The 21860-nt window shown below is 68.1% G+C and carries 20 protein-coding genes and 2 pseudogenes; 6 read left to right on the forward strand and 16 right to left on the reverse strand.

The features are described from left to right. Positions 1-21: 21 nt before the first annotated feature. Positions 22-1935: an ABCB family ABC transporter ATP-binding protein/permease gene (locus MFF30_RS06550; RefSeq protein WP_238277998.1), complete on the forward strand. Its 1914-nt coding sequence runs from the start codon at positions 22-24 to the stop codon at positions 1933-1935. Positions 1936-2126: 191 nt separating this feature from the next. Here the strand turns inward: MFF30_RS06550 and MFF30_RS06555 are convergent, their stop codons facing one another. Both MFF30_RS06555 and MFF30_RS06560 read right to left on the reverse strand, forming a co-directional pair. Further along, complete coding sequence (locus MFF30_RS06555; protein WP_238278000.1) at positions 2127-3536, reverse strand: GGDEF domain-containing protein; 1410 nt, start codon at positions 3534-3536, stop codon at positions 2127-2129. A gap of 647 nt (positions 3537-4183) precedes the next feature. After that, positions 4184-5944 (reverse strand): LysM peptidoglycan-binding domain-containing protein, encoded by a 1761-nt coding sequence (locus tag MFF30_RS06560; RefSeq protein WP_238278002.1) that lies wholly within the window; start codon positions 5942-5944, stop codon positions 4184-4186. A 239-nt stretch (positions 5945-6183) separates the two neighbouring features. On the opposite strand from MFF30_RS06560, the gene MFF30_RS06565 reads away from it, so the two are divergent. Then, on the forward strand, positions 6184-6786 hold the full coding sequence (locus MFF30_RS06565) for an LOG family protein (protein WP_238278004.1): 603 nt from the start codon (positions 6184-6186) through the stop codon (positions 6784-6786). A 10-nt stretch (positions 6787-6796) separates the two neighbouring features. On the opposite strand, the gene MFF30_RS06570 is transcribed toward MFF30_RS06565, so the two are convergent. After that, positions 6797-7777, reverse strand: a complete 981-nt coding sequence (locus MFF30_RS06570) for a TAXI family TRAP transporter solute-binding subunit (RefSeq protein ID WP_238278006.1) — start codon at positions 7775-7777, stop codon at positions 6797-6799. A gap of 112 nt (positions 7778-7889) precedes the next feature. Then, complete coding sequence (locus MFF30_RS06575) at positions 7890-9581, reverse strand: Hint domain-containing protein (protein ID WP_238278008.1); 1692 nt, start codon at positions 9579-9581, stop codon at positions 7890-7892. A 368-nt stretch (positions 9582-9949) separates the two neighbouring features. Here MFF30_RS06575 and MFF30_RS06580 point away from each other — a divergent pair, with 368 nt between their 5' ends. Beyond that, the gene (locus MFF30_RS06580) at positions 9950-10237 is read left to right on the forward strand and encodes an MTH1187 family thiamine-binding protein (protein ID WP_238278010.1); all 288 of its coding nucleotides are present in this window, start codon (positions 9950-9952) and stop codon (positions 10235-10237) included. 147 nt (positions 10238-10384) lie between these two features. Here MFF30_RS06580 and uraD read toward each other — a convergent pair whose 3' ends face one another. From uraD to MFF30_RS06620, 8 genes and pseudogenes are all read right to left on the reverse strand, one after another. Then, entirely contained in the window at positions 10385-10903 is a 519-nt protein-coding gene (gene uraD, locus MFF30_RS06585) for a 2-oxo-4-hydroxy-4-carboxy-5-ureidoimidazoline decarboxylase (protein WP_238278012.1), read from the reverse strand. Positions 10904-10914: 11 nt separating this feature from the next. Beyond that, positions 10915-11268, reverse strand: a complete 354-nt coding sequence (gene uraH, locus MFF30_RS06590) for a hydroxyisourate hydrolase (protein WP_238278014.1) — start codon at positions 11266-11268, stop codon at positions 10915-10917. A gap of 54 nt (positions 11269-11322) precedes the next feature. Then, complete coding sequence (locus MFF30_RS06595) at positions 11323-11826, reverse strand: hydroxyisourate hydrolase (protein WP_238278016.1); 504 nt, start codon at positions 11824-11826, stop codon at positions 11323-11325. A 112-nt stretch (positions 11827-11938) separates the two neighbouring features. After that, positions 11939-13306, reverse strand: a complete 1368-nt coding sequence (locus MFF30_RS06600) for an MFS transporter (RefSeq protein ID WP_238278018.1) — start codon at positions 13304-13306, stop codon at positions 11939-11941. Between the two features lie 307 nt (positions 13307-13613). Then, positions 13614-13784, reverse strand: a pseudogene (locus MFF30_RS06605) (IS5/IS1182 family transposase); the annotation flags it as partial. Positions 13785-13969: 185 nt separating this feature from the next. Then, positions 13970-14254 (reverse strand): SorU family sulfite dehydrogenase c-type cytochrome subunit, encoded by a 285-nt coding sequence (gene sorU / locus MFF30_RS06610; RefSeq protein WP_238278020.1) that lies wholly within the window; start codon positions 14252-14254, stop codon positions 13970-13972. Between the two features lie 38 nt (positions 14255-14292). After that, positions 14293-15537 (reverse strand): SorT family sulfite dehydrogenase catalytic subunit, encoded by a 1245-nt coding sequence (sorT, locus tag MFF30_RS06615; RefSeq protein WP_238278022.1) that lies wholly within the window; start codon positions 15535-15537, stop codon positions 14293-14295. Between the two features lie 291 nt (positions 15538-15828). Further along, positions 15829-16123: pseudogene (locus MFF30_RS06620) on the reverse strand (integrase core domain-containing protein); the annotation flags it as partial. 309 nt (positions 16124-16432) lie between these two features. On the opposite strand from MFF30_RS06620, the gene MFF30_RS06625 reads away from it, so the two are divergent. Further along, complete coding sequence (locus tag MFF30_RS06625) at positions 16433-16672, forward strand: DUF6894 family protein (protein WP_238278024.1); 240 nt, start codon at positions 16433-16435, stop codon at positions 16670-16672. 165 nt (positions 16673-16837) lie between these two features. Here the strand turns inward: MFF30_RS06625 and map are convergent, their stop codons facing one another. Beyond that, positions 16838-17590, reverse strand: coding sequence for a type I methionyl aminopeptidase (gene map, locus MFF30_RS06630; protein WP_238278026.1), 753 nt, complete (start codon positions 17588-17590; stop codon positions 16838-16840). A gap of 31 nt (positions 17591-17621) precedes the next feature. Next, on the reverse strand, positions 17622-19001 hold the full coding sequence (gene cysS / locus MFF30_RS06635; RefSeq protein WP_238278028.1) for a cysteine--tRNA ligase: 1380 nt from the start codon (positions 18999-19001) through the stop codon (positions 17622-17624). A gap of 313 nt (positions 19002-19314) precedes the next feature. Between cysS and MFF30_RS06640 the strand changes: the two genes are divergently transcribed. Continuing rightward, positions 19315-19668 carry a hypothetical protein gene (locus tag MFF30_RS06640; protein ID WP_238278030.1) on the forward strand — a complete coding sequence of 118 codons (354 nt, stop codon included), beginning with the start codon at positions 19315-19317 and terminating at the stop codon, positions 19666-19668. Positions 19669-19712: 44 nt separating this feature from the next. On the opposite strand, the gene MFF30_RS06645 is transcribed toward MFF30_RS06640, so the two are convergent. Then, positions 19713-20231: a CreA family protein gene (locus tag MFF30_RS06645; protein ID WP_373320858.1), complete on the reverse strand. Its 519-nt coding sequence runs from the start codon at positions 20229-20231 to the stop codon at positions 19713-19715. Positions 20232-20392: 161 nt separating this feature from the next. On the opposite strand from MFF30_RS06645, the gene MFF30_RS06650 reads away from it, so the two are divergent. Beyond that, the gene (locus MFF30_RS06650; protein ID WP_238278040.1) at positions 20393-21409 is read left to right on the forward strand and encodes a DUF2865 domain-containing protein; all 1017 of its coding nucleotides are present in this window, start codon (positions 20393-20395) and stop codon (positions 21407-21409) included. A 153-nt stretch (positions 21410-21562) separates the two neighbouring features. Here MFF30_RS06650 and MFF30_RS25930 read toward each other — a convergent pair. Continuing rightward, positions 21563-21860, reverse strand: a 298-nt coding sequence (locus MFF30_RS25930; protein ID WP_283205870.1) for a hypothetical protein, incomplete at its 5' end; no start/stop codon positions are given.

Here is a 21860-nt window from a genome sequence, read left to right on the forward strand (position 1 = left end):
AATCCCGAGCCCTGGACCCGAATGAACATCGACCCCGCCCCGGCGGCACCGGTCGCGGCCGCGCCGCCCGCGCGGCCCGGCCTGGTGGCCACCTATCGCCGCCTCTGGCCCTATCTCTGGCCCCATGGCCGGCCCGACCTGCAGCGGCGCGTCTTCCTGGCCTTCGGCCTGCTGATCGTCGCCAAGTTCGTCACCATGGTGACGCCCTTCACCTTCAAGTGGGCCACCGACGCCCTGGTGGCGATGACGGACGCAAAACCGGGGGCCGCCATACCCACCGGCCTGCTCGCCGCGCCGATGCTGCTCATCGGCCTCTACGGCCTCTCGCGCATCCTGATGGCGGGGCTGACCCAGGTGCGCGACGGCCTGTTCGCCAAGGTGGCGATGCACGCCGTGCGGCGCCTCGCGCTCCAGACCTTCGAGCACATGCACCGGCTCTCCTTGCGCTTCCACCTGGAGCGCAAGACCGGCGGCCTGACCCGCGTTTTGGAGCGTGGGCGCGGCGGCATCGAGGAATTGTCGCGCCTGATGGTGCTGACGCTGGTGCCCACCATCGTGGAGTTCCTGCTCGTTATCGGCGTGCTCGCCTACGAGTTCGACTGGATCTACTCCGTCGTCGTCTTCGTGATGGTGGCCGCCTACCTCGCCTTCACCTGGAAGGCGACGCAGTGGCGCATCGAGATCCGCCGCCGGATGAACAACTCCGACACCGACGCCAACACCAAAGCGGTCGACTCGCTGCTCAACTTCGAGACCGTGAAGTACTTCGGCGCGGAACTCCGCGAGGCCGAGCGCTACGACGTCTCGATGGCGAAATACGAAAAGGCCTCGACGCAGACCTACGTCTCGCTGGCGGTGCTCAACGCGGGCCAAGCTGTGATCTTCACCATCGGCATGACCATCGTGATGTGGCTGGCCGCAACCGACATCATGGCCGGGCGCACCACGCTCGGTGGCTTCGTGCTGGTCAACACCATGCTGGTGCAGCTCTCGATGCCGCTCAACTTCATGGGCATGATCTACCGCGAGATCAAACAGGCGCTGATCGACATCGACGATATGTTCCAGATCCTGCACCGCAACCCGGAGATCGCGGACAGGCCGGACGCCCTCCCGCTCGCCGTGTCGGACGGCGTGGTGCGCTTCGAGAACGTGCGCTTCGCCTACGATCCGGCCCGGCCGATCCTGCGGGGCGTCAGCTTCGACGTGCCGGCGGGGCGTACGGTGGCCATCGTGGGCCCCTCGGGGGCGGGAAAATCCACCCTGTCGCGCCTGCTGTTCCGGTTCTACGAGCCGCAGGCGGGCCGCATCCTCGTCGACGGACAGGATATCGCCGGCGTGCGGCAGGCGTCCTTACGCGCCGCCATCGGCATGGTGCCGCAGGACACGGTGCTGTTCAACGACACCATCGGCTACAACATCCGCTACGGCCGCTGGGACGCCACCCCGGCGGAGGTGCGCGCCGCCGCGTCGCTCGCCCAGATCGACCGCTTCATCTCTGCCCTGCCGGAGGGCTACGACACGCCGGTGGGCGAGCGCGGCCTGAAGCTCTCGGGGGGCGAGAAGCAGCGCGTGGCCATCGCCCGCACCATCCTGAAGGGGCCGCCGATCCTCGTCCTCGACGAGGCGACCTCGGCCCTCGACTCGTTCACCGAGCGCGAGATCCAGGACGCCCTGGACACGGTGAGCCAGGGCCGCACCACGCTCGTCATCGCCCACCGCCTCTCCACGGTGGTGAACGCCGACGAGATCATCGTCCTCGACAAGGGTGTCATCGTCGAGCGCGGCGACCACGCGACCCTGCTGGAGCAGGACGGCGTCTACGCCGCGATGTGGAGCCGCCAGCGCGAGGCCGACGCCGCCTTGGAGATCCTCCAGCGCAACGAGGACGTGGTGCCGGCCGCCAAGCGCCCGACCACCGTGCCGGCGGAATAATCGGGGGCGCCGGGCCGCTAGGCCCGGTGCGCCGCGCGGGGTCATCCGGTTATTCGATGGCCTTAACCGGCTCTTTCCGAGCGGACGCTCACGGAAGTTGCCGCGTATCTACGTCATCTCGCTGAACGTGCGGCCGAAACACACCGCGGTTCTGGATGTCCCTGAGGGGCGTTCGAGTATCCGAGATCGGATCAGGCGGCCCACCTAACCGTGTTGCGGCCTGCCTCTTTCGCGTCGTAGAGCGCTCGATCCGCTCTGCGGGCTATTGCCTGGTAAGTTTCGCCCGGTCTCGACGCGGCAATCCCCATACTCAAAGTGATCATGGTTACGACGTCGTCGTCGATCTCGAGGGGGGATGTCCGAACGGCATTGCGAATGCGCTCGCTGACGGTCTTGGCAAGTTCGAGGTTACTGTTTGGCAGCAAGATCATAAATTCATCACCGCCAATGCGACCGATGAGGTCCAATGCGCGGACATGGCTGGCAATGATGGAATTGAGATGCTTGAGCGCCTGATCGCCCGCGTGATGACCCCAGCGATCGTTGATCTGCTTGAAATGATCAAGGTCTATTGCAATCAAGCTGAAAGGAATATTATTGTAATGTGACGCGAACTTATGTATTTCTGCTTCGAAGCCTCCTCGGTTCAAGGCTCCCGTAAGAGGATCGGTGATTGCGCTGAGCGTCATCCGTTGACCATGCGCAGCGAGAGCCGCTGTAAGGCGGGACCTGGCACTGACTTCAGCGGCGACCGGCAGACATATCAGGAGCGTCACGGCAAGGAACGCCTGAAAGGCCTGAGCCTGCATCGCGGGGCCCGGAAATGCCCGCGCGATGGGTCCATACCCATGCATTGTCGCAATACCACCAATGATGGCGATCAGCATCACCGCCGCCTCTGCCCCGAGGCGGCCCACTCTGAAAGTGATCAGCATCAGCGGCAAAAATATCACAAATACTGTAGGGTATGGCGAAACATAGAAAATCCAATGCGCCGTTGCTCCGACAAATATGAGTAGAGCGAGGCTTTCGGCTCTCTGCAGCCATGACTTCCGTCGAAAGCACATAATGAAGTCGCCGCGAAATGCGGCGTGGAAAAACGGCGTGAAGACGACGAGGCCGAGTCCATCACTGGCAAGCCAAGTCGTGAACGATTTTAGGAATGGCTCCCCATACACGTAGAACGCGGTGGTACCACCCAACAAACCACTGCATGCGGGAGCCAAGAGTCCTGCGAAAACGATGAACCGAGCGACGGCAGGCGTGGATTGTAGAATGCCATCATAGCCCTTTTCTCTCCGTAGACAGGATGTGGCGATCCATATCTCGACTGCATTGGCCAACCCGTAGGCAATGGGTCCGAGTAGCGTCCCCCGCATGACAAGATTGGCTGCGACGCCTCCTGTGAACCCTGCTGTGAGGACGGTTGCCCAGCGGGGGCGGATATCGGCCAACAGAAGGGCAACAAGAATGGCATTCGCTGGCCAAATGGTGGCTATATCTTTCCCGTTGCTTGAAAGATGAATCGTGAGAGCGGCAGCCGAAAAATATGCCAGAAAGGCCATGAGCCAAATCTGACTGCTTTCCTTTGCTAGCTTCATGATTTTCTTTCTTATGGATTTACCATCCTATGTTATCTATTGATGTTTAAAGAACATTTCTTCTTCCCGCTCCAAGCGGTCATTTTTGCACGATGTTTCGTCAGAAATGAAATTTTTCGGTTCATTTCAAACATCGGTGGGTGGCGGACGAGCGAGATAAACTAGCTTTTGGTTCTGTAACCTCCCGCTCACCCTTGGCGGGTCCGCGCGGTCGATCCCTGCGTCGGCACTGCCTGTCCGTCGGGCTCCGGCGAACGCCGGACCTCGTCGTCGCGGATGAACCACAATGGGCACCGTTTCACCCTCGTCTCCTGAAGGAACGGTGAGACCGGGTGCCGCGACTGTCACCGACCGGTCGCGCGCGAAGCAACGCCCGACCAACGTTGCGTCGGGTCTTGTGCCGTCCTCATGACGACCTTCGGGATGCTGCGCTGGAAGGACTTCCGCACCGCGACCCGATCCAGGCGCGGGCGGGAGAATCTTCCTGCTCGCCGATTCTCGAAAGAGAACGACAACGGCGATGAAGGTCGTGGTGGTGTCCGCCATCGCGGTTCGCATGCTCAAGACCGGCTTGGCCGCAACCACCTCCTCGCATGCCTTCGCCCGCCCAACGGCCTCCTTCCGCGCGGAGGCCGTGTTCGCCGCCTTCAGCCGCGCGTGTCGTCCTGGGTTCCCACCGCCGTGCCGTCGCTCGGCAGGACGAAGATCTGGCCCGGATAGATCAGGTCGGGATTGCGGATCTGGGGCTGGTTGGCGTCGAAGATCACCGTGTAGCGGGTGCCCTTGCCGTAGATGCGCCGGCTGATCTGCCAGAGGCTGTCACCCCGGACGATTCGCGCGGTACCGATCTCCGGCACGTAGACCGTCGGGGTTCCGGTCGATGGGCCCGCCTCGGGCGCCGGCCGCGCCGCGCCCGCCGCCGGACCTCCGATGGAGGGGGGCTCGGCCGGATGTGATGCACGGTTCGGTGGCACCGCCTGATTCGGCGACACCGCCGGGTTAGTTGGCGCTGCCGGGTTTGGGGGCCGCGCTGGAATCGGCGGCACCGCCGGAATCGGCGGCGCTATCGCCGCGAGGGCGCCGGGCGCCCCGGCCGGTGGAGCAGGGGGCTCCGTCCGCGCGGGCACGCCGGCCGGCGAGGCGGGGCGGCCCTCGGGCGCCTGGGCCTGAGCCTGATGCTCGGCCCGGTCCCTGATCCGAGCCTGGGCCTGAGCATTGGCCTGAGCCTGGGCGGGCGGCGGGGTCGCGCCCGTCGCGGCGTCCGGCCGCGCCACACTCGCCGGTACCGCGAAGGCGACCTCGGAGCGGGTCTTCACCGTGCCGGTGACGGGATCGACCTGGTCGACCCGGATCCGGTAATCGCCCGGACGCACGCCTCGCCCGATGGTGAAGCTGACGCGGCCGTCGGCGCCCGCGCTGCCGGGGGCCACCAGGGTGTCGTTGAGATAGAGCCGCACCGTGGCGCCGGGCCGGGCTTGGCTCGTCACATAGAGCCGGCCGCCCTCTTCCGCCTCGACGCTGACGATCTTGACCGGCGCGGACTTGTCCGCCTCGGGCTTCCCTCCGGCCGCTCCGGGCACGTTCGTTGCGAGCCGGTCGGCATCGGGCGTCGTTCCGGCCGTGCTGCCCGGCGCTTTGCCCGGCGTCTTGCCTGTCCCGGCCATGCCGGCGCCCGGTTTCTCGCTCCCGGGCTTCGCCGTCGCGGCCTGCCCTGTCCCGGCCTGCGCGGGTGGGGCGGCCACGGGATCGGGCTGGGAGAGCACGATGGTGGGCTTGTCGGGGGAGGTCAGGGCGATGAGGGGCTTGGCGGTGCGGTTCGCGGCGACCACCACCGACACGCTGTCGCGCGAGACGCGCGCCCGGCCGTCGGCTCCGGTCACCCGCAGGGTGATCTCACTGGTGCCGGGGGGCAGGGCGGGCGGCACGATGGCGAATTGGCCGGACGGGTCGACCAGCGCACGGGCAATCGGCCCGTTGTCGCGCAACAGTTCGACGGTGGTGTTGGGCGGCGCCCGGCCCGCGATCACGGCCTCGCCACTGGGCTCGATCCGGATGATGTCGAAGCTCGGCGCCTCGCCCTGCGGCGAGGCCGGGCCTCGATCCGGTCCCGGCTGCCCCTCCAGGGCCGCCCGGGGCTTTCCCGGCTGGGACGTGCCTCCCTCCCCGGAGGGGGCAGGCGCGGGGGCGGGAATCGGGGCCGGAACGGGAGACGGCGCGGCCGACCCGGGCCCCGCGGCCCCGTCGCCGAGCGGCGCGGCCAGGGGAACGGCCTGGTCCTCGGGCGCGCCGCGTCCGGCAAGACCCTGCTTGAACATCGTGCCCGCGCCGTAGAGGGTGACCACGAGGGCGAAGCCCGCCAAAAGCCCCACGCAGGCGAGAAAGATGCTCCGTCGCAACTCCGCCCTCATGACACTCCACTCCTTCGTCCACCGGCGCGGCGGCCGAATTCCGCCGGCGCGGCGGCCGAATTCCGCCGTGCGGGGATCAGGCCCGTCGACAAACCGGCGATTGATGGCGACATATTAACGAACATGACCGGAACACCAAATCGAGCCCGCCCCCCCAAGGCCGGATCTCCCGTAAAATCAGCACTTTGGCGCGTGGACAGCACGCGCGCCCTGGTCGCTTCCCGCAGGGGAGGTCCGTCATGGCGCCGTTGAGGACCGTTTGCGTCTATTGCGGCTCGGGCTTCGGCGGCGACCCGGCCTTCACGGCGGCGGCCGTGACCCTCGGCAAGGCCCTGGCGGAGGCCGGGATCGGCCTCGTCTACGGCGGCGGCAATGTCGGGCTGATGGGCACCGTGGCCCGCGCGGTCATCGAGAACGGCGGCCACGTCACCGGCATCATCCCCGACTTCCTGAAATCGCGCGAGCGGATGCTCGACGAGATCCAGGAGACGATCGTCGTGGAGGACATGCACACCCGCAAGCGGCTGATGTTCGAGCGCTCCGACGCCTTCGTGGCCCTGCCGGGTGGCATCGGCACCCTGGAGGAGCTGGTGGAGCAGCTGACCTGGGCGCAGCTCGGCCAGCACAACAAGCCGATCCTGTTGCTCTCGGTGGCGGATTTCTGGACGCCCCTGCTGACGCTCCTCGACCACATGCGGGCGCAGGGGTTCATCCGCGCGGGGCTCGACCTGAGCTACCTCGTGACCGCCGAGGCGTCGGACGTGGTCGGTCTCCTGCGCGATGCCGCCGGGGCCACCGAGCCTGCGCCCGCCGCCGAGGCCCTCGTGGCCGAGCGCTTCTGACGGTCGCGCCTCACCGCAGGGCGCCGGTCTCCCGGAGGTAGGCGGCGCTCTCGGGGTGGAGCCACGCCGCCGGCACTGCCGCGACGAGGTTGCGCGGCGCGGCATCCCCGCCCGCCGGATAGGCGCGCGCCAGGGCCGCGTTGCCGCGGTCCATCGCCCGCACGAGGCGCGCGACCGCACCGGCCTCGATGCCGGCCCGCGCCAGCACGAAGCTCCACGAGCCCACCGTCTCCACCGGCGTCTCCTGTCCCCTGAGGGCGCCGGCCGGCACGCTCACCCGCCGGAGCGACGGGTGCAACGCCAGGATGGGCTCGATCGCCTCGGGCGCCGGCCCGAAGAAGCGCGCGCCCCCCGGCGCGTCGGCGAGGACCCGGAAGCCCGGCCAGCCGGTGCCCGCGCCCCAGAGGGCGTCGGCCCGCCCGTCCAACACCATGGCGGCCCCGTCGCCCGCCCGGTCCAGCAGGATCGGGGTGATCGCGCCGTCTGGGTCGATCCCGGACCCGCGCAGGACACTCCGGCCCATGACCGTGAGGCCGGACGCGTGCGTGCCGAGGGCGACGCGCCGGCCGCGCAGATCCGCGACGGCGCGGATCGGACTGTCGGCCCGCACCACGAAGAGGCCCGGCGAGGTGCTCACGGGCGCCACGACGCTGAGGCCCGTCTCGGAGCCATTTTGCGCGCCCCTGTCCGCTGCTGACGCTCGCGCGCCCAGGGCATCGTAGGCGTACTCCCCCTGCACCAGGGCGAGGTCGACGCTGCCGGCCCGCAGCAGCACGAGGTTCTCCTGCGAGCCCTTGCTCGGCCTCAGGGTGAGCTCCAGCCCGGGATCGGCCTCCCGCACCGCCTCGGCGAGGGCCTGCCCGAAGGCCGGGAACGAGCCGCCCGGCGTCGCCGTGGCCAGGACGAGCCGCGTACCCGGGTCGACCTGCGCCCGGGCCGGACGCGCCAGCGCCGCCAGTGCGGCGCCGAGGACGAGGGTGCGTCTGCGCATGAAGGATCTCCGGTCGGCGCACGCGCCCCGTGCGGACCGCGATGGTTGCGGCGCATGGGGCGGTTTGGCAACCGGCGCCGCGGCGGGTCCTGGCCGGCCGTACCGGTTCCGGTCAGGCGCAGTGCCGGAGGTCCGCCGGCTCGGGCGCAGGCGCCGCGTCCGGGCCGACCCAGCGCGGCACCCCGGTCCCGGCCAAGGTCACCTGCAGGTGGACCGGTTCCGGGCAGTCCGCCCACAGGCTGGCCGGGAGCAGGGCCGCGCCATCGGTCCAGCGCCAGATCACGGCGCCCTCGCCCTCGACCGGGTGGAAGCCCGCGTCCAGGCGGGCATCGTCCAGGGCGATGTCCCTGGCGCCGCCGAGGGGGTCCAGCACCGCGAGCCCGGTGAGCACCAGGCCCAGGCGGCGACGGTCGGTCGACGCGGCATCGACATGGACCGGCACGCCGGTGGGTGAGACCAGGCACGCATCCCCCGCGCCGGCCGGCAGGACGAAACGGGCGGTGAGGCCGTCCATGTCGGGCCGGATCGTCACGCCGTCGGCCACGAGGTGGAGGTCGCCCGGTCTGGCCTCGATCAGGGCCCAGCCGGCGGCCTCGGCGCGTTCCCGAAGACGGCGGCGCACGAAGTCGACCAGGGGGCCGTCCACGTGGCGGGGCCGGCAGGAGGCGCGGTTGCCGACCTCGAAGCCGCTCTCGGCGGGTAGGTTCTCGGCCAGCAGGATGTCGTGATCCTCAAGTTCGACGCGCCAGTAGGTGACGCGCTCGACCGGGTCCTGGGTCAGGGTGGTGCCGTTGACGAGGCTGCCGGCGGGGATGAGCAATTCGCCGACGAGGTCGAAGCGGAGGGCGTGACTGGGCGAGACGCGCAGGTCGCGCACGGGCCTGTCCGGCCCGAAGGCATGGGCGGCGATGCGTACGGGCAGGCAATCGACCCGGCCCTGGCACGGGATCGTGCGCTGGCCGAGCCAGCGGATGGGACGGGGCTCCCCCGAGGCGGTGACGGCGATGTCGCCCACCACCAGATCCTCGACGGCGATGTCGCTCCGCACCGTCCGGATGCGGGTGCCGACGACGTAGCAGGCCGTGTCGGCCGCGAAGACCTCGGGCGTCCCGGTCGTGTCGCCCGCCACGAGGTTGGCGGCGCTGTCCGAGATGGTGACGAAGGGGCCGTCGGCCGCGATCGCGGCATTGTCGATGAGGTCGGAGCCGCCGCTGGTGTCGGTGGCCTCCGCCTCGCCGGCATCCGTGCTGACGCGCGCGAGGGTGCCGGTGCCGAGGTTCCTGACGAAGACGTCCTCCCGGCCGTTCGCGTCGTCGGCGACGAGATTGGTGGCGGCGCTGGAGAAGACGATGTGGCTACCGTCCGCCGAAATGACGGCGTTGAGGGCGGAATCGTTGCCGGGCGTGACTCCGTCGGGAGCGGTGTTGACCCGGACGATGGCCTGGGTGCTCAGATCCTTGACGTAGACGTCGGTCTGTCCCGCCCGGCCGCCCGGCACGAGGTTGCCGGCATCGCTCAGGAACGCGACGTATCGGCCGTCCGCCGAGATCGTGGCGCCGCTGCTGGTGCCGTCGGCCTGCGTCCCGTCGGCGGCCGTGCTGACGCAGGTGATCGCGCCCGTGCTCAAATCCTGGAGGAAGATGTCCTGCCGACCACTCGTGTCGCCGTCCGTGAGGTCGCCGGAGGCCCACTCGAAGACGACGTAGCGGCCGTCGGCGGATATCCGGCCGCCGCCGCCGAGCGTTCCACCAACCTCGTCGTCCTGTTGTCCGGTCGCATTCGTCGAGGCGTCCGTGATCGCCATGGGTCTGTCCTGATGCTCGCGCGCCGACCTGACGCTTCGTCGGATCTCTACCAGTGCAGCACGAGAAAGGCTGCATCGTCGACCTTGAAACGACAGTCTTCTGTGCCGGATAATCGACTTAGTATATAAATATCATAGGCGAGTGATAAATTATTCCTGTCTCTGCATTGGCGTCGCGACGGATGGTCGTCGAAAATCCCCGAAAAGACGTGCTCACTCTTCGTGCGGCGGGGCGAGCTTCCGACGCCGGTCCTGATCGGCGATCGACTTCGCTTGTGCTTGGCGATCCGCCGGCCGCGGACGACGGTTGACACGGAGCCGAACCTGCCACCTCTGGCAGGCCTCAGGTGGACATCGGGAGCAGCGTCATGAAGGTCGTCGCGGATCTGTGCATCGTTCCGATGGGCGTCGGCCCCTCGGTCTCGCCCTACGTGCGGGAGATCAAGGCGATCCTCGATGCCAGTCCCCTGACGGCGGAGATGCACGCCAACGGGACCAACATCGAGGGCGAGCTGAGCGAGATCTGCGCCCTGGTGGAAGCCTGCGAGGCCCGCCTCAGCGAGCTCGGCGTCCAGCGCGTCTTCTTCACGATGGCTTTCTCGTCGCGCCGCGACAAGGACCAGGCCATGGCCGACAAGCTGAAGGCCGTGCTGTAGGGCCGAAGCTCCGCGTCCAGGAAGTCCGATCGCCGGGGATCTCCGACCGGAATGGGTGATTTGGCGACTGTCCATGTCCGAACTGTCCATGTCCGAGCAGGGAAGAGCGGAAGCGGACGACGTGTCCGGTGCCTTTGCGCCGGTCTCTCAAGGGCCGATTTCGAGGACGATCCGATCGAGGCGCATCCGCGTGATCGCCGCGATTTCGGCGAGCGTCGCTTCCGCCTCGGTCGCCGCATCACGGCTCAGTCGCTGCTCGAACAGCGCCAGGATCTCGTCCCGGCTGCGGCCGCGCACCGCGACGATGAATGGGAAACCGAACTTCGTCCGGTAGGCGGCGTTCAGCCGGTCGAACCGATCGAGATCGGCCGCGCTCAGCCGGTCGAGCCCGGCGCTGCCCTGCTCGCTCACCGAATCCGCCGTCATGCTGCGCGCCCGCGCCTCAGGGCCCGCGAGCTCGGGGTGTCCGTTGAGGAAGGCCAGCCGCTCCGCTTGCGCCGCATCCCGCACCACGCGCATCATCGCCGCGTGCAGGTCGGCGACATCCGTGAACGGGCTGGCGCCGAAAGCACGCTCCGCCACCCATGGTGCATGCTCGAAGGTTTGCCCGAGGAGGGCGACGAAGCCGTCGCGATCGAGGGCATTGACGGCGGTGATGTCCGGCATCGGCGTCCTCTTCAGCTGCCGCGATAGGTCGTGCAGCTGCCGGGCGTGCACAGCAGGGGCACGTGGTAGTGCTGCTTCACGTCGAAGATCGAGAAGCGGACGACGGCGTTGTCCACGAATGGCTCCTCCCCGCCGGCATCGGGAAGCCCCTTGAAGTAGGCGTCGGTGTGAAACTCCAACTGGTACTCGCCGACCCGCGCGTCTGCGGCGGCGACGACCGGCCCGTCGGTGCGGCCGTCGGCGTTGGTGATCATCGTTTTCACCATGCGCCAGGTGTCGCCCTCCCTGACCGAGAGTTCGATCTTCACGCCCGCCGCGGGCCTTCCCCGATCCGTGTCGAGGACGTGGGTGCTGATCCCGGCCATCTTCGGCCTCCTTGTTGCGATGATCGGTTTGACGAGAGCCGTGCAGCCGGTGCGCTAGCTGCCGCGATAGTAGGAATAGCCCCAGGGGGAGAACAGGATCGGCAGGTGATGCCGCTGGCCGACGTCGCGGATGACGAAGCGCACTGGCACGAGACCGAGGAAGTTCGGGCTCGGGAGCTTGACGTCGAGCGCGCGAAAATAGGCCTCGAAATGCATCAGCAACTCGTAGCGGCCGGCCTTGAAGGCGTCGTCGACCAGCAGCGGTTCCGCGGTCCGGCCGGTCGGCGCGGTCGTCACCGTCTTGATCAGCCGATAGGTGTCGCCCTCCCGGATCGAGAGATCGCAGACCATGCCAGCGCCGGGCGTGCCGTGGAAGTTGTCGATGGCATGCATCGTCAGGCGCGGAGACAGGCCCATCTGCGAGGACGGCGCAGTGGTGAGCGTCCCGGGCTTGGGCGGGGCACCAGGTGCCGGGCTCGTCTGCGCGAGGGCACCCGGCGCCGTGCCGGCCATCACGGCGCCGCCGAGGCCGGCGCCGACGAGGCTGCGGCGTGTCAAGGCATGTCGATCCAAAGCTAACTCCTGCAACGTTCCGGTGTTTTGGCTCGGTATCTTGTCCCGGTGTTTTGGCCCGGTATCTTGGCCGATAGCGTCTCGTGCGTGGTCCGCCTCAGGCCTGTTCGTGGGCCGCGCGCGCCTCGGCCCGGTGCTTCAGCGCCGGCGTGGCTGGGGGAATGAAGCGGAGGATCAGCAGAAGCGTGGCCGCCTCGAAGGCCGCCACCAAGTAGAGGCCGGTGGAGGCCGAGCCGGTGTGCTCGCGCAGGTAGCCCATCGCGGACGGCGCTCCGAAGCCCGCGAGGTTGGCAACCGAGTTGATCAACGCGATGCCGGCCGCCGCCGCCGAGCCGGCGAGGAACCGGCCCGGAATCTGCCAGAACACCGGGATCGCGCTCATCGTGCCGACGATCGCTACGGTGAGGGCCAGCATGGCGAGGACCGGACTCGACGGGATCAGGACGCCGACGGCCGCGATGGCCAGCGCGCCGATCGAGGCCGGGATGCCGCAATGCAGCCGTGCCTCCCCGGTGCGATCGGAATGACGGCCGTTGAGGATCATGCCCGCGCCGCCGCAGAGATAGGCCGCCGACATGATCCACCCGACCGTGAGCGGATCGGTGTAGCCGGCCTCCCGCACCACGCTCGGCCCGAAGAAGGTGAGGGCTGAATTGGCGGTGATGATGCAGAAGAAGATGGCGATGCACTGCCAGACGCGCGCGTCCTTCAGGGACGCCAGGATCCCGTGCTCGCGGGGCCCCAGGGCCGCCGCGTCGCGGGCGAGGTCCGCCTCGACCAGGGCCTTCTCCGCGGGCGTGAGCCAGCTGGCCTTGGCTGGGCGATCGGTCAGGTAGAACAACGTGACGACGCCCGCGAGGATCGACGGGATGCCCTCCAGCAGGAAGACCCACTGCCAGCCGGCCCAGCCGTTGACGCCGTTCATGCCGTTGAGAATGGCGCCCGCCAGCGGGCCGCCGATGACGCCCGCCAGGGCGGACGCCGACATGAACAGGCCGAACACCTTGGCGCGCCGCTCGGTGGGGTACCAATAGGTGAGGAACAGGATCACGCCGGGATAGAACCCGGCCTCGAAGACCCCGAGAAAGAAACGCAGCACGTAGAAGAACGCGGGCGTCGTGACGAACATCATCGCCACGCAGCAGATCCCCCACAGGAAGGTGATCCGCGCGATGGTCTTACGGGCGCCGATATATTCGAGCAGCAGATTGCTCGGAACTTCGCAAATGAAATAGCCGAGAAAGAAAATCCCCGCACCGATGCCGTAGACGGTCTCGCTGAACTTGAGATCGCTCAGCATTTGCAGTTTGGCGAAGCCGATATTGACGCGGTCGATCCATGACAGGATCCACAGGACCATCAAGAACGGCAGGAGCCGCAGGGTGATGCGGCGATACGCATTATCGAGGGTTGCCGGCGGCCCGAAGGAATTATCGATGGGGTCCGCCTGCGCTTGGATCGTCATTGGTCACTTTGTAGACAGGTCAGAACGATCGAGACGCTGTCGAGGACGTCCGCTGCCGAAGTTCGCAAAAATCAGACCAGCACCGGAAACGCGCCGCGCACCCCCGCACGCAGGAATTCTGCATCGATCAGGGCTGTCGGTCTACTGTATTCTCCCTGTGGTTCGGTGAGCCGCCCAAAAGCGAACGACCGCTTTCACAGACCGCAAGGATGGCTTGCACAAACCGCAAGGATGGCTTGCTCCGACAAATCTGGGCCGAATGTGGGAGGTCTCTGCTTCCGGGAGCAAGGTTCCGGAAGCAAGGCCAAGGTTCGCTCCCCATCGAGGCCGTGCTCGCCTGGAGAACCTGCCTCTGCTCGCGCAAACCCGCGATCTTCTCCTCGAGCCGCGTCGCGCGCGCCTCGGCGATGTCGCTCGGCCCACGGTCGGCCCGGTCCGGCGCCGCGCGATAAAGACCGATGCTCGCCTCGATCTGCGCGCCTCACCAGATCAGCACGTTTTCACACAGCCTGCACCCAACCACGACGCAGCTCGAGTCTCGGTCGCCGCTTAAAAGTAGACGTCTCCCGCACGGCACGACGGGTGAGCTTTATCGCAACTCACGAGACTGGGCAGATTAGAGAGCTTGGCAGGGTAGGGCAGGCTCGAAATGTGTCCGCGCCCCTATTTGCGACCCGCCGCGCCCGCCACATAGGCGGCAAGCGACTCGATGTCTTCGGGCGAGAGGTCCTCGAACGCCGGCATCACGCCGATGCCGTTGCTGACGGCGGCCTTAACCCGCTCGGCCTCGGGCTTCAGCAGGTCGAGGTTCGGCCCGACCTCCCCGGTCGTACCCGCATCGGCCAGCGTATGGCAGACGCCGCAGCGCGGCTCGGCCCGTTCGAGGAAAATTTGGCGGCCCACCGCGACATCTGGCGCGGCGCCAGCAGGGCACGAGAAGAGGACCAAGGCAAGTCCGGCCACAGGCAAGCGCATGATCCTCACCGTCAAGCTAGGTTCAGTGTCACGGCCGGGCCGCGCCAACCGTTGTGGCTGTAGCCGCCGCCGTTGACCGGGACGTCCTCGGGCTGGATATTCCCGGCGGTGTCGCGGGCGCGGCTGACGAGGACGTGCGTCCCCTCGGGCAATTCGATCGGTAGGGCGAAGAGCCGCCAGGCGAAGCGACCCAGGTCCGGCCCGACGAAGTCGGCCTTGTGCCAGGTCGCTCCTCCATCGGCGGAGACCTCGACGCCCGCGACAGCGTTGACCCCGCCGAAGGCGACGCCCGCGATCACCATCGGCCCGGCCCTTCCGTCCTTCAGCGGCGCGGTGATCCAAGAGCGTACTGGCTGCTCCCAGACCGGGGGCTGGTTCGGTGCCGCCTTCTCGCCGAGCTTGTGAATTCGGTAGCTCGCGGCCTGGATCTTGGCGTCGGTCTCCGTGGCCGTGAGTGCCACCGTCTTCACGTACTTGATGTTGTTCACGCCCGAGTAGCCCGGTACGATCATGCGGAGCGGGCCGCCATGTGCGAGCGAGATCGGCTTGCCATTGAGCGCCCAGGCGAGGATCACCGTATCGAGGGTCGCAAGCGGCACGGAACGCTCGACCATGATGTCCTTCGGCTTGAGGCCTTGGGGAATCTCCTCGCCGCCCGTGCCGGTGATGAACTTGGCGTCGGCGACGGGGCCGCCCATCGCCTCGATCACGGTCCGAAGGGGGACGCCCGTCCAGAGCACGCAACCCGCCGCGCCGACCGTCCAGGCCGTGCCGCTCATCTTCTGGCCAGGCTCCAACGTGTCCTGGAAGTACTTGCGTCCGTTGCCGGAGCATTGCAGCACGGTCGCCACCGTGACGAGGCCGAGTCGCTTCAACGCGCCGACCGTGATCGTTCCGGGGCGCGTCACGCCCTTGATCTCAACCGCCCACGCATCGCGGTCGGCGACGATCGATTCTGGGGGCGGGCTCACGTTGTTTCGGACGTAGAGAACGGACTCGTCAGTGATCAAGCCCGTGCCGAAGGCGGCGCGGCGCGTCTCGATGGTCTGATTTGAGTGGACGATCAGGGCCTCGGCGTCCTTCCAAGAGACGTAGCCCGGAAGAGGATTCCCGGCCGGGGCAGGGGCAGGGGAAGATGCCGCGCCCTGCGCCACTGGCTGGGTCTCGGCCCGCGCCTGCGCCACACCGAGACTCGTGACGGCGGCCCCCGCGAGGAAGCCGCGCCGATGGAGGGGAAGGTCCCGCGTCTCACTCATCGCTTCTCTCCCTTATGAGGGGCTTCTCGCCCGTCTTCTTCTGATCCGATTGTCTTGGCATGTATCATATATCAAGTGTTTGGACAGTCGAATTTTAGACGCCTATGGTACGGCCGCTCATCGTAGACGACATCCGGACTTGCAGTGCTCATAGTTCGATGCAGTATTGATCTGAATTTTTATCAAAAGCGATCGTTTTCGGGCTGTAATTAGCCTGATCCGATGCGGGTGCTAAAAGTTATAAATCAGCAGGGTGTTAAATTGGCGTTGAGCTCGTTTGTGCTCTGCGGCCTATGCAAGGTCGCGGTCTATGACAGCTTGGTTGACGAAGGCTCGGGGCGTCGAACCGCCCAGGGCCATGTGGGGCCGATCATCGTTCTAGTGGCGCCTCCGGTCCTCGATGCGCTCGTGGGCATCGGCAGCGACAGGAACCACGAGGCGTTCAGGCATCCGCACGCAGGCGACCGTCGAACGACGCGATGTGAGCGTTTGCCGTTCGGCTCGCCCGGGCGGGAGAAGTCGAACGCGACCCCGTTCAGGTGGGCCGGTTGACCGCGCGCATGCGCTCCGCGAACTCCGGTCCATTAGAACATCAGGAAGATGGCTCGACGGCTCCGGGGCGGCGCCCCGTCCCGGGCATCGACGCGGACTTGTCCCAGGGCGACGGCGCTCCCCTTCCGCATCACCGCGCCCGGCCCGTCGCTATCCATCGGAGACACCGTGCGTTGCGGAGCATGGTTCGCAAGCACACCCGTAATTGCGTGTCACGGTGCGACAAATAAAAAGGGGGCGCGTGTCGCGAAAATGCTCTATATGCAGAGCGTCGCGGCCGTGTTTTCGGCATTCCGCGCTTGAGAGACGGATGTGCTCCCGCCTTCTATGTGTGGAGAACACTGTGCCGCGCTATTTTTTCGACATTCACGACGGCGCCGAAGTCCAACGTGACGCCCAGGGCGTCGACTGTGCCAGTGCGGCCGCCGCGACCGTCGAAGCCAAGCGCGCGCTGCCGGCCATCGCCGCCGACGAGGTCCCCCGCGACGGGGACCATCGCAATTACACCGTCGTCGTCAGGGACACGCTGGGTGCGCCCCTCTACACGGCGTCCCTGTCGTTCGTCGGAACATGGCTGAACTGACGGTCCTCGTTTTGCCGTGCCTGTTCGCGACGAGATGGCTTCCGCTTTGTCGGAACGCGCCCTAAGCAGGTTCGCCTTGGCAAGACAACGCTTCACCCTGTTTTGGCTCTTTGATAGGGCGCAGGTTTTAGTCGCAAAACCGGCGACCACTTTTGCGAAACCTGCTTAGGCCCGCGGCATGGTGAGGACCAGCGGGCCGTTGCGCGTGGCGATCACGGTGTGCTCGTACTGCACCGTGAGGGCCCTGGGCCGGCTGTAGAGGGTCCAGGGATCGTCGCCGTCCTCGGCGAAGTCGGCCCCCAGGGACAGGAACGGCTCGACGGTGAAGACCAGCCCCTCCGTCATGATCCGGCGCTCGGAGGCGTCGGGCCAGGTCGCGATGGCGGTCGGCTCCTCGTGCAGCGACAGGCCGACTCCGTGGCTGGCGAGGTTGCGCACCAGCGTGTAGCCGTTCTTGCGGGCGAAGCTGCCCACCGCCTGGCCGATACCCGCGAGCGACCGGCCGGTGCCGACCGCGCGCAGGCCCGCCCAGAGCGCCCGGCGCCCGTCCTTGCAGAGCCGTTCGACCGCCCGCGTCACCGGCGGCACCGCGAAGGACGCGCCCGTGTCGGAGAAATAGCCGTCCTTCTCGGCGGAGACGTCGATGTTGACGAGGTCGCCCGGGCCGATCCGACGCTCGCCCGGGATGCCGTGCGCGATCTCCTCGTTGACGCTGATGCAGGTCGCGCCGGGAAAGCCGTAGGCCAGCTCCGGGGCCGGCCGGGCGCCGGCGGATTCCAGGAGGGCACGGCCGATCCCGTCGAGCTCCCGCGTGGTCATGCCGGGCTCGATGGCGCGGCCCATCGCCTCCAGCGTGTCGGCGACGATGCGCCCGATCCGCGTCAGCCCCGCCACGTCCTCTTCGCTCGACGCCGTCATGGGGTCTCCTCGCTCAAGCCCGCGACGCGTCTCAGGACACCACGCTCCAGGTCGTGCCTGCCTTACCGTCCTTCACGGCGATGCCCATCGCCAGGAGTTCGTCGCGGACCCGGTCGGAGGCGGCCCAGTCCTTGGCGGCGCGGGCCGCGCGGCGGGCCTCGATCAGGGCTTCCACGCGGGCGACGTCGATGCCGGCCGCCTGGATCGAGCCCTGCTCGCGGGCCGAGCGGGTCTGGCCGAGGAGGCCGAGCAGGTTCGCCCCCGCCTTCAGGGCCGCCGGATCGTCCAGCCGGTGGAGTTCGGCCAGCGCCGCGGCCGTGTTGAGGTCGTCGAGCAGCGGCTCCAGCACGGTCTCGGGGAGCGTCGGCGCGGGGGGCGTGTCGCCCACGAGCCCGTACCAGCGCTCGATCATCCGGGCGGCCTCCTCGAGGCCGCGCAGGGTCCAGTCGATAGGCTGCCGGTAATGGGTCTTGAGCATGGCGAGCCGCGCGACCTCGCCCGGCCAGTCCTTCAGCACGTCCCGAATGGTGATGAAGTTGCCGAGCGACTTCGACATCTTCTCCCCCTCCACCTGGAGGAAGCCGTTGTGCAGCCAGACATTGGCCATCACGTCGGTCCCGAAGCAGCAACGCGACTGCGCCACCTCGTTCTCGTGGTGGGGAAAGATGAGGTCGATGCCGCCGGCATGGATGTCGAAGCGCTCACCGAGATGCTTCCAGGACATCGCCGAGCACTCGATGTGCCAGCCCGGGCGCCCCGGCTCGGCGATGCCGCAGGGCGAGGGCCAAGCGGGCTCGCCGGGCTTGGAGGGCTTCCAGAGCACGAAGTCGAGGGGCGAGCGCTTGTAGGGCGCGACCTCGACGCGGGCGCCGGCCTCCATCTCGTCCAGCGGCCGCTTCGAGAGAGCGCCGTAATCGGGCATCGAGGGGACGTCGAACAGCACGTGCCCGGCCGCCACGTAGGCGTGGCCGGCCGCCACCAGCCCGTCGATGATCGTGTGCATCTCGCCGATATGGTCGGTGGCGCGGGGCTCGACGAAGCGCGGGCGCTCGCCCGCCACGTTCACGTCCCCGGGCATCAGCACGCCGAGCGCGCGGATGTCGGCGTGAAAGGCCTCGAGCGTTCCGTCGGTGAGTTCACGGATGGTGATCCCGCGCTCGGCCGCGCGCGCGTTGATCTTGTCGTCCACGTCGGTGACGTTGCGCGCATAGGTGACGTGGGCCTCGCCGTAGAGGTGGCGCAGCAGGCGGAACAGGAGGTCGAAGACGATGATCGGCCGGGCGTTGCCGATATGGGCCGCGTCGTAGACCGTCGGACCGCAGGCATACATCCGCACATGGGTCGGATCGATGGGCGCGAAAGCGGCCTTCTCGCGGGTCAGTGTGTTGTAGAGCCGCAACATCGGGGCCATCAAACTTCCCTCAACCGACGCGGGCATCCGCCTGCCCGCGCGTTCCTGGATCACCGCAGCGCCTTGGTTTCGCGCGGCTTTCGCGGCGGTGCACCGAACCGTCCGCCACATCGCCGCCGCGTTCCGCCCCGCACCCTGTTGCGCGGAGGCGACGGCCCGGCGGTGGTTCCTGGGCTACTCCAAAACCATGAGCAATTCGAGAACGACGCCGGACCGGCTTTCCTCGAAAACGATCCTCGGGCGAAAGGGTTTGTTAACCCGACCCTCCGAGATTTTCGCCACCCATGCCCCCGTCATCAGCAAGGTTCTGCCCATGCGCCGCGCGACCGCCAATTTCGGCGCTCTCCTCGCCCTCGCCCTGACCGCCCAGGTTTCCCTTGCTCCGGCCTTCGCGGCCGGCGACGGCGAGAGCCCCGCCAAGGCGCCCGCCGCGATCGAGAAGACGTTCCTCATCCCTTCGAGCGAGGGCTACGGCGTCGGCGACTGCCTCACCAACGGCGAGAGCGCCTGCGGCCAGGTGGTGGCCAACGCCTGGTGCGAGGCGCAGGGCTTCGCTTCGGCCGGCTCCTTCGGCGTCGCAGCCCAGGACGAGTATACCGGTGCGATTCCCGCGCCCCCGGTGGTCAAGCCCGCCGAGCGCCCGATCCGGATCACCTGCCAGGATTGACCGGTTCCGAGCCGTCCGAGGGACGGCCCGGATCCCCGAGTCGACTACTTCTCCATGAAGGCATCGCAGCGCGGCGGCGGCTCGGTGCCCCAGGGCATCAGGGGCACGGCCGAGGTGGAGTTCTTGGGCGAGCCCTGGATCACCTTGTCCGAATAGACCATGTAGATCAGCGTGTTACGCTTCGCGTCGCAGCCGCGCACGATCTGCATGGACTTGAAGATCAGCGAGCGGCGCTCGCTGAACACCACTTCGCCCTGCTTGAACTTGCCCTTGAACTGCACGGGGCCGACCTGGCGGCAGGCCAGCGAGATGTCGGAAACGTCCTCGGCGAGGCCGAGGGTGCCCTTGATGCCGCCCTTCTCGGGCTGCGTGTACCAGCAGGCGACCCCCGCCACGGACGGGTCGTCAATACCGTAGACCACCAGCTTGTCGTTGGGCGTCAGCGGGCGCCAGACCGTCGACTTGTCGAAGATGCGGTCCGCGTCGTCCGCCCGCGCCGCCGGTGCGGCGAATCCCATTCCCAGAGCCAGCGCGCCGGCTGTGAGACCCCGAAGCCACATCATCGTATCATTCCCCTCGCGTTTGTCCGGGGCGCATGTGGGAAGGGTGTCGCCGCCGCGCGAGGGCCGCTAATAAACTTCTGTTGACCCGCTTCGCCGCGCCGCTCACGGTTCGCCGCGCGGTGCGCCCCGTCCGTCCCGTTCCCACCCCGCGCAATCAGGCCATGCCGCTGATCCCCGTTCCGATCCGCACGCTCGTCCGGGTGCTTGCCGGCTCCCTCGCAGGCCCCCTCGCCGCGCTGGCGATGCTGGGCGCCGCCGAGGCGCAGACCTCCGCCTGCCTGCGCTACCGCTCCGAGCTCGCCGGCCTCAGCGACGGCGCCAGCACCGCGCGGGCCCTGCAGAACGAGATCGGGCGCCTCAATGCCTATTACCGTACCCTGAACTGCGAGGGCGGGCGGTTTCTGTTCTTCGATTCGCGGCCCCCGCAATGCGGCGCCGTGGAGCAGCGCATTCGCGCGCTCAACGCGGGCTACGGGGCCGAGAACGGCGAGGTCACGGCCGCGCGCCGCCGGCAGCTGACGGAGGCGATCGCCGCCGCCTGCACCGATCCGGCGAGCCGCAGCGTTATCCAGGCCGCGGACGGCGCTCCCGGCGAGCGGCGGGCGCGGGGCGGCGCGCAGGTGATCTGCGTACGCAGCTGCGACGGCGCCTACTTCCCGATGACGAATCTGCCCGATGGCCGCGAGGGCGCCGACGAACTCTGTCAGGCTCTCTGCCCCGGCACCGAGGCCGCGGCCTATTCGATGCCCTTCGGCGACGAGGCCCTGAAGCACGCTGCCACCCTGAAGGGCAGCCGCGCCTACACGGCCCTGCCGAACGCCTTCAAGTTTCGCACGAGCTTCACCCCGAACTGCTCCTGCAAGCGCGAGGGCCAAACCTGGGCGCAGTCGCTGGTCAAGGCCGAGAGCATGCTGGTCCGGCACAAGGGCGACATCTTCGTGACGCCGATGCAGGCCGAGGCCCTGTCGCGTCCGCCCAAGGTGCGCCTCACCCTCGTGGGCCGCGCGGACAAGACCGCCGCCGGAATCGCCGCCGACGCGGCCTCGCGCAGTGGCGCAATCGCCTCGGACGCGATCCCCGCGCCGGAGCCGGCCGCCGCCGGCCCGGAGGAACGGCAGCCCGTGCGGATCATCGCGCCGAACCTGTTCTCGACCGGGCCTCGCCAAGGGACCCCGTGACAAGGGACTCCAGGACGGGGGGACTCCGTGACGGCGCCCCCGGCCGCCGGACACGAAACGGCGGAAACGGGAACCATTATGCCCGCATTCTGTTCCGAAGGCCTCATCAACGACCGTGAGTGACCTTCCATGCGGAGCATCCGCCTCCTCCTCCTAACCGGCACGATCCTGCCCGGCCTCGTCCTGTCCGGCCCCACATCGGCCCGCCCGGATGCAGGCGCGGGGGGTACGATCGTGCTCGCGCAGGGGGGACCGGGCGAGGGCCCGCGCGGTGGCGAAGGCCCTCGCGGCGGCGGTGAAGGCCCGCGCGGAGGTGGTGAAGGACCTCGCGGCGGCGGTGGTGGTGGCCGCGAGCGCCCCGAGCCCCGCCCGGAGCGGCCGGAGCCGCGTCAGGAGCGTCCGGAACCCCGCCAGGAACGCCCGGCTCCGCGCCAGGAACGGCCTGAGCCCC

This window comes from Methylobacterium goesingense (genome assembly GCF_022179225.1).
In the GTDB taxonomy this organism is placed as follows: domain Bacteria; phylum Pseudomonadota; class Alphaproteobacteria; order Rhizobiales; family Beijerinckiaceae; genus Methylobacterium; species Methylobacterium goesingense.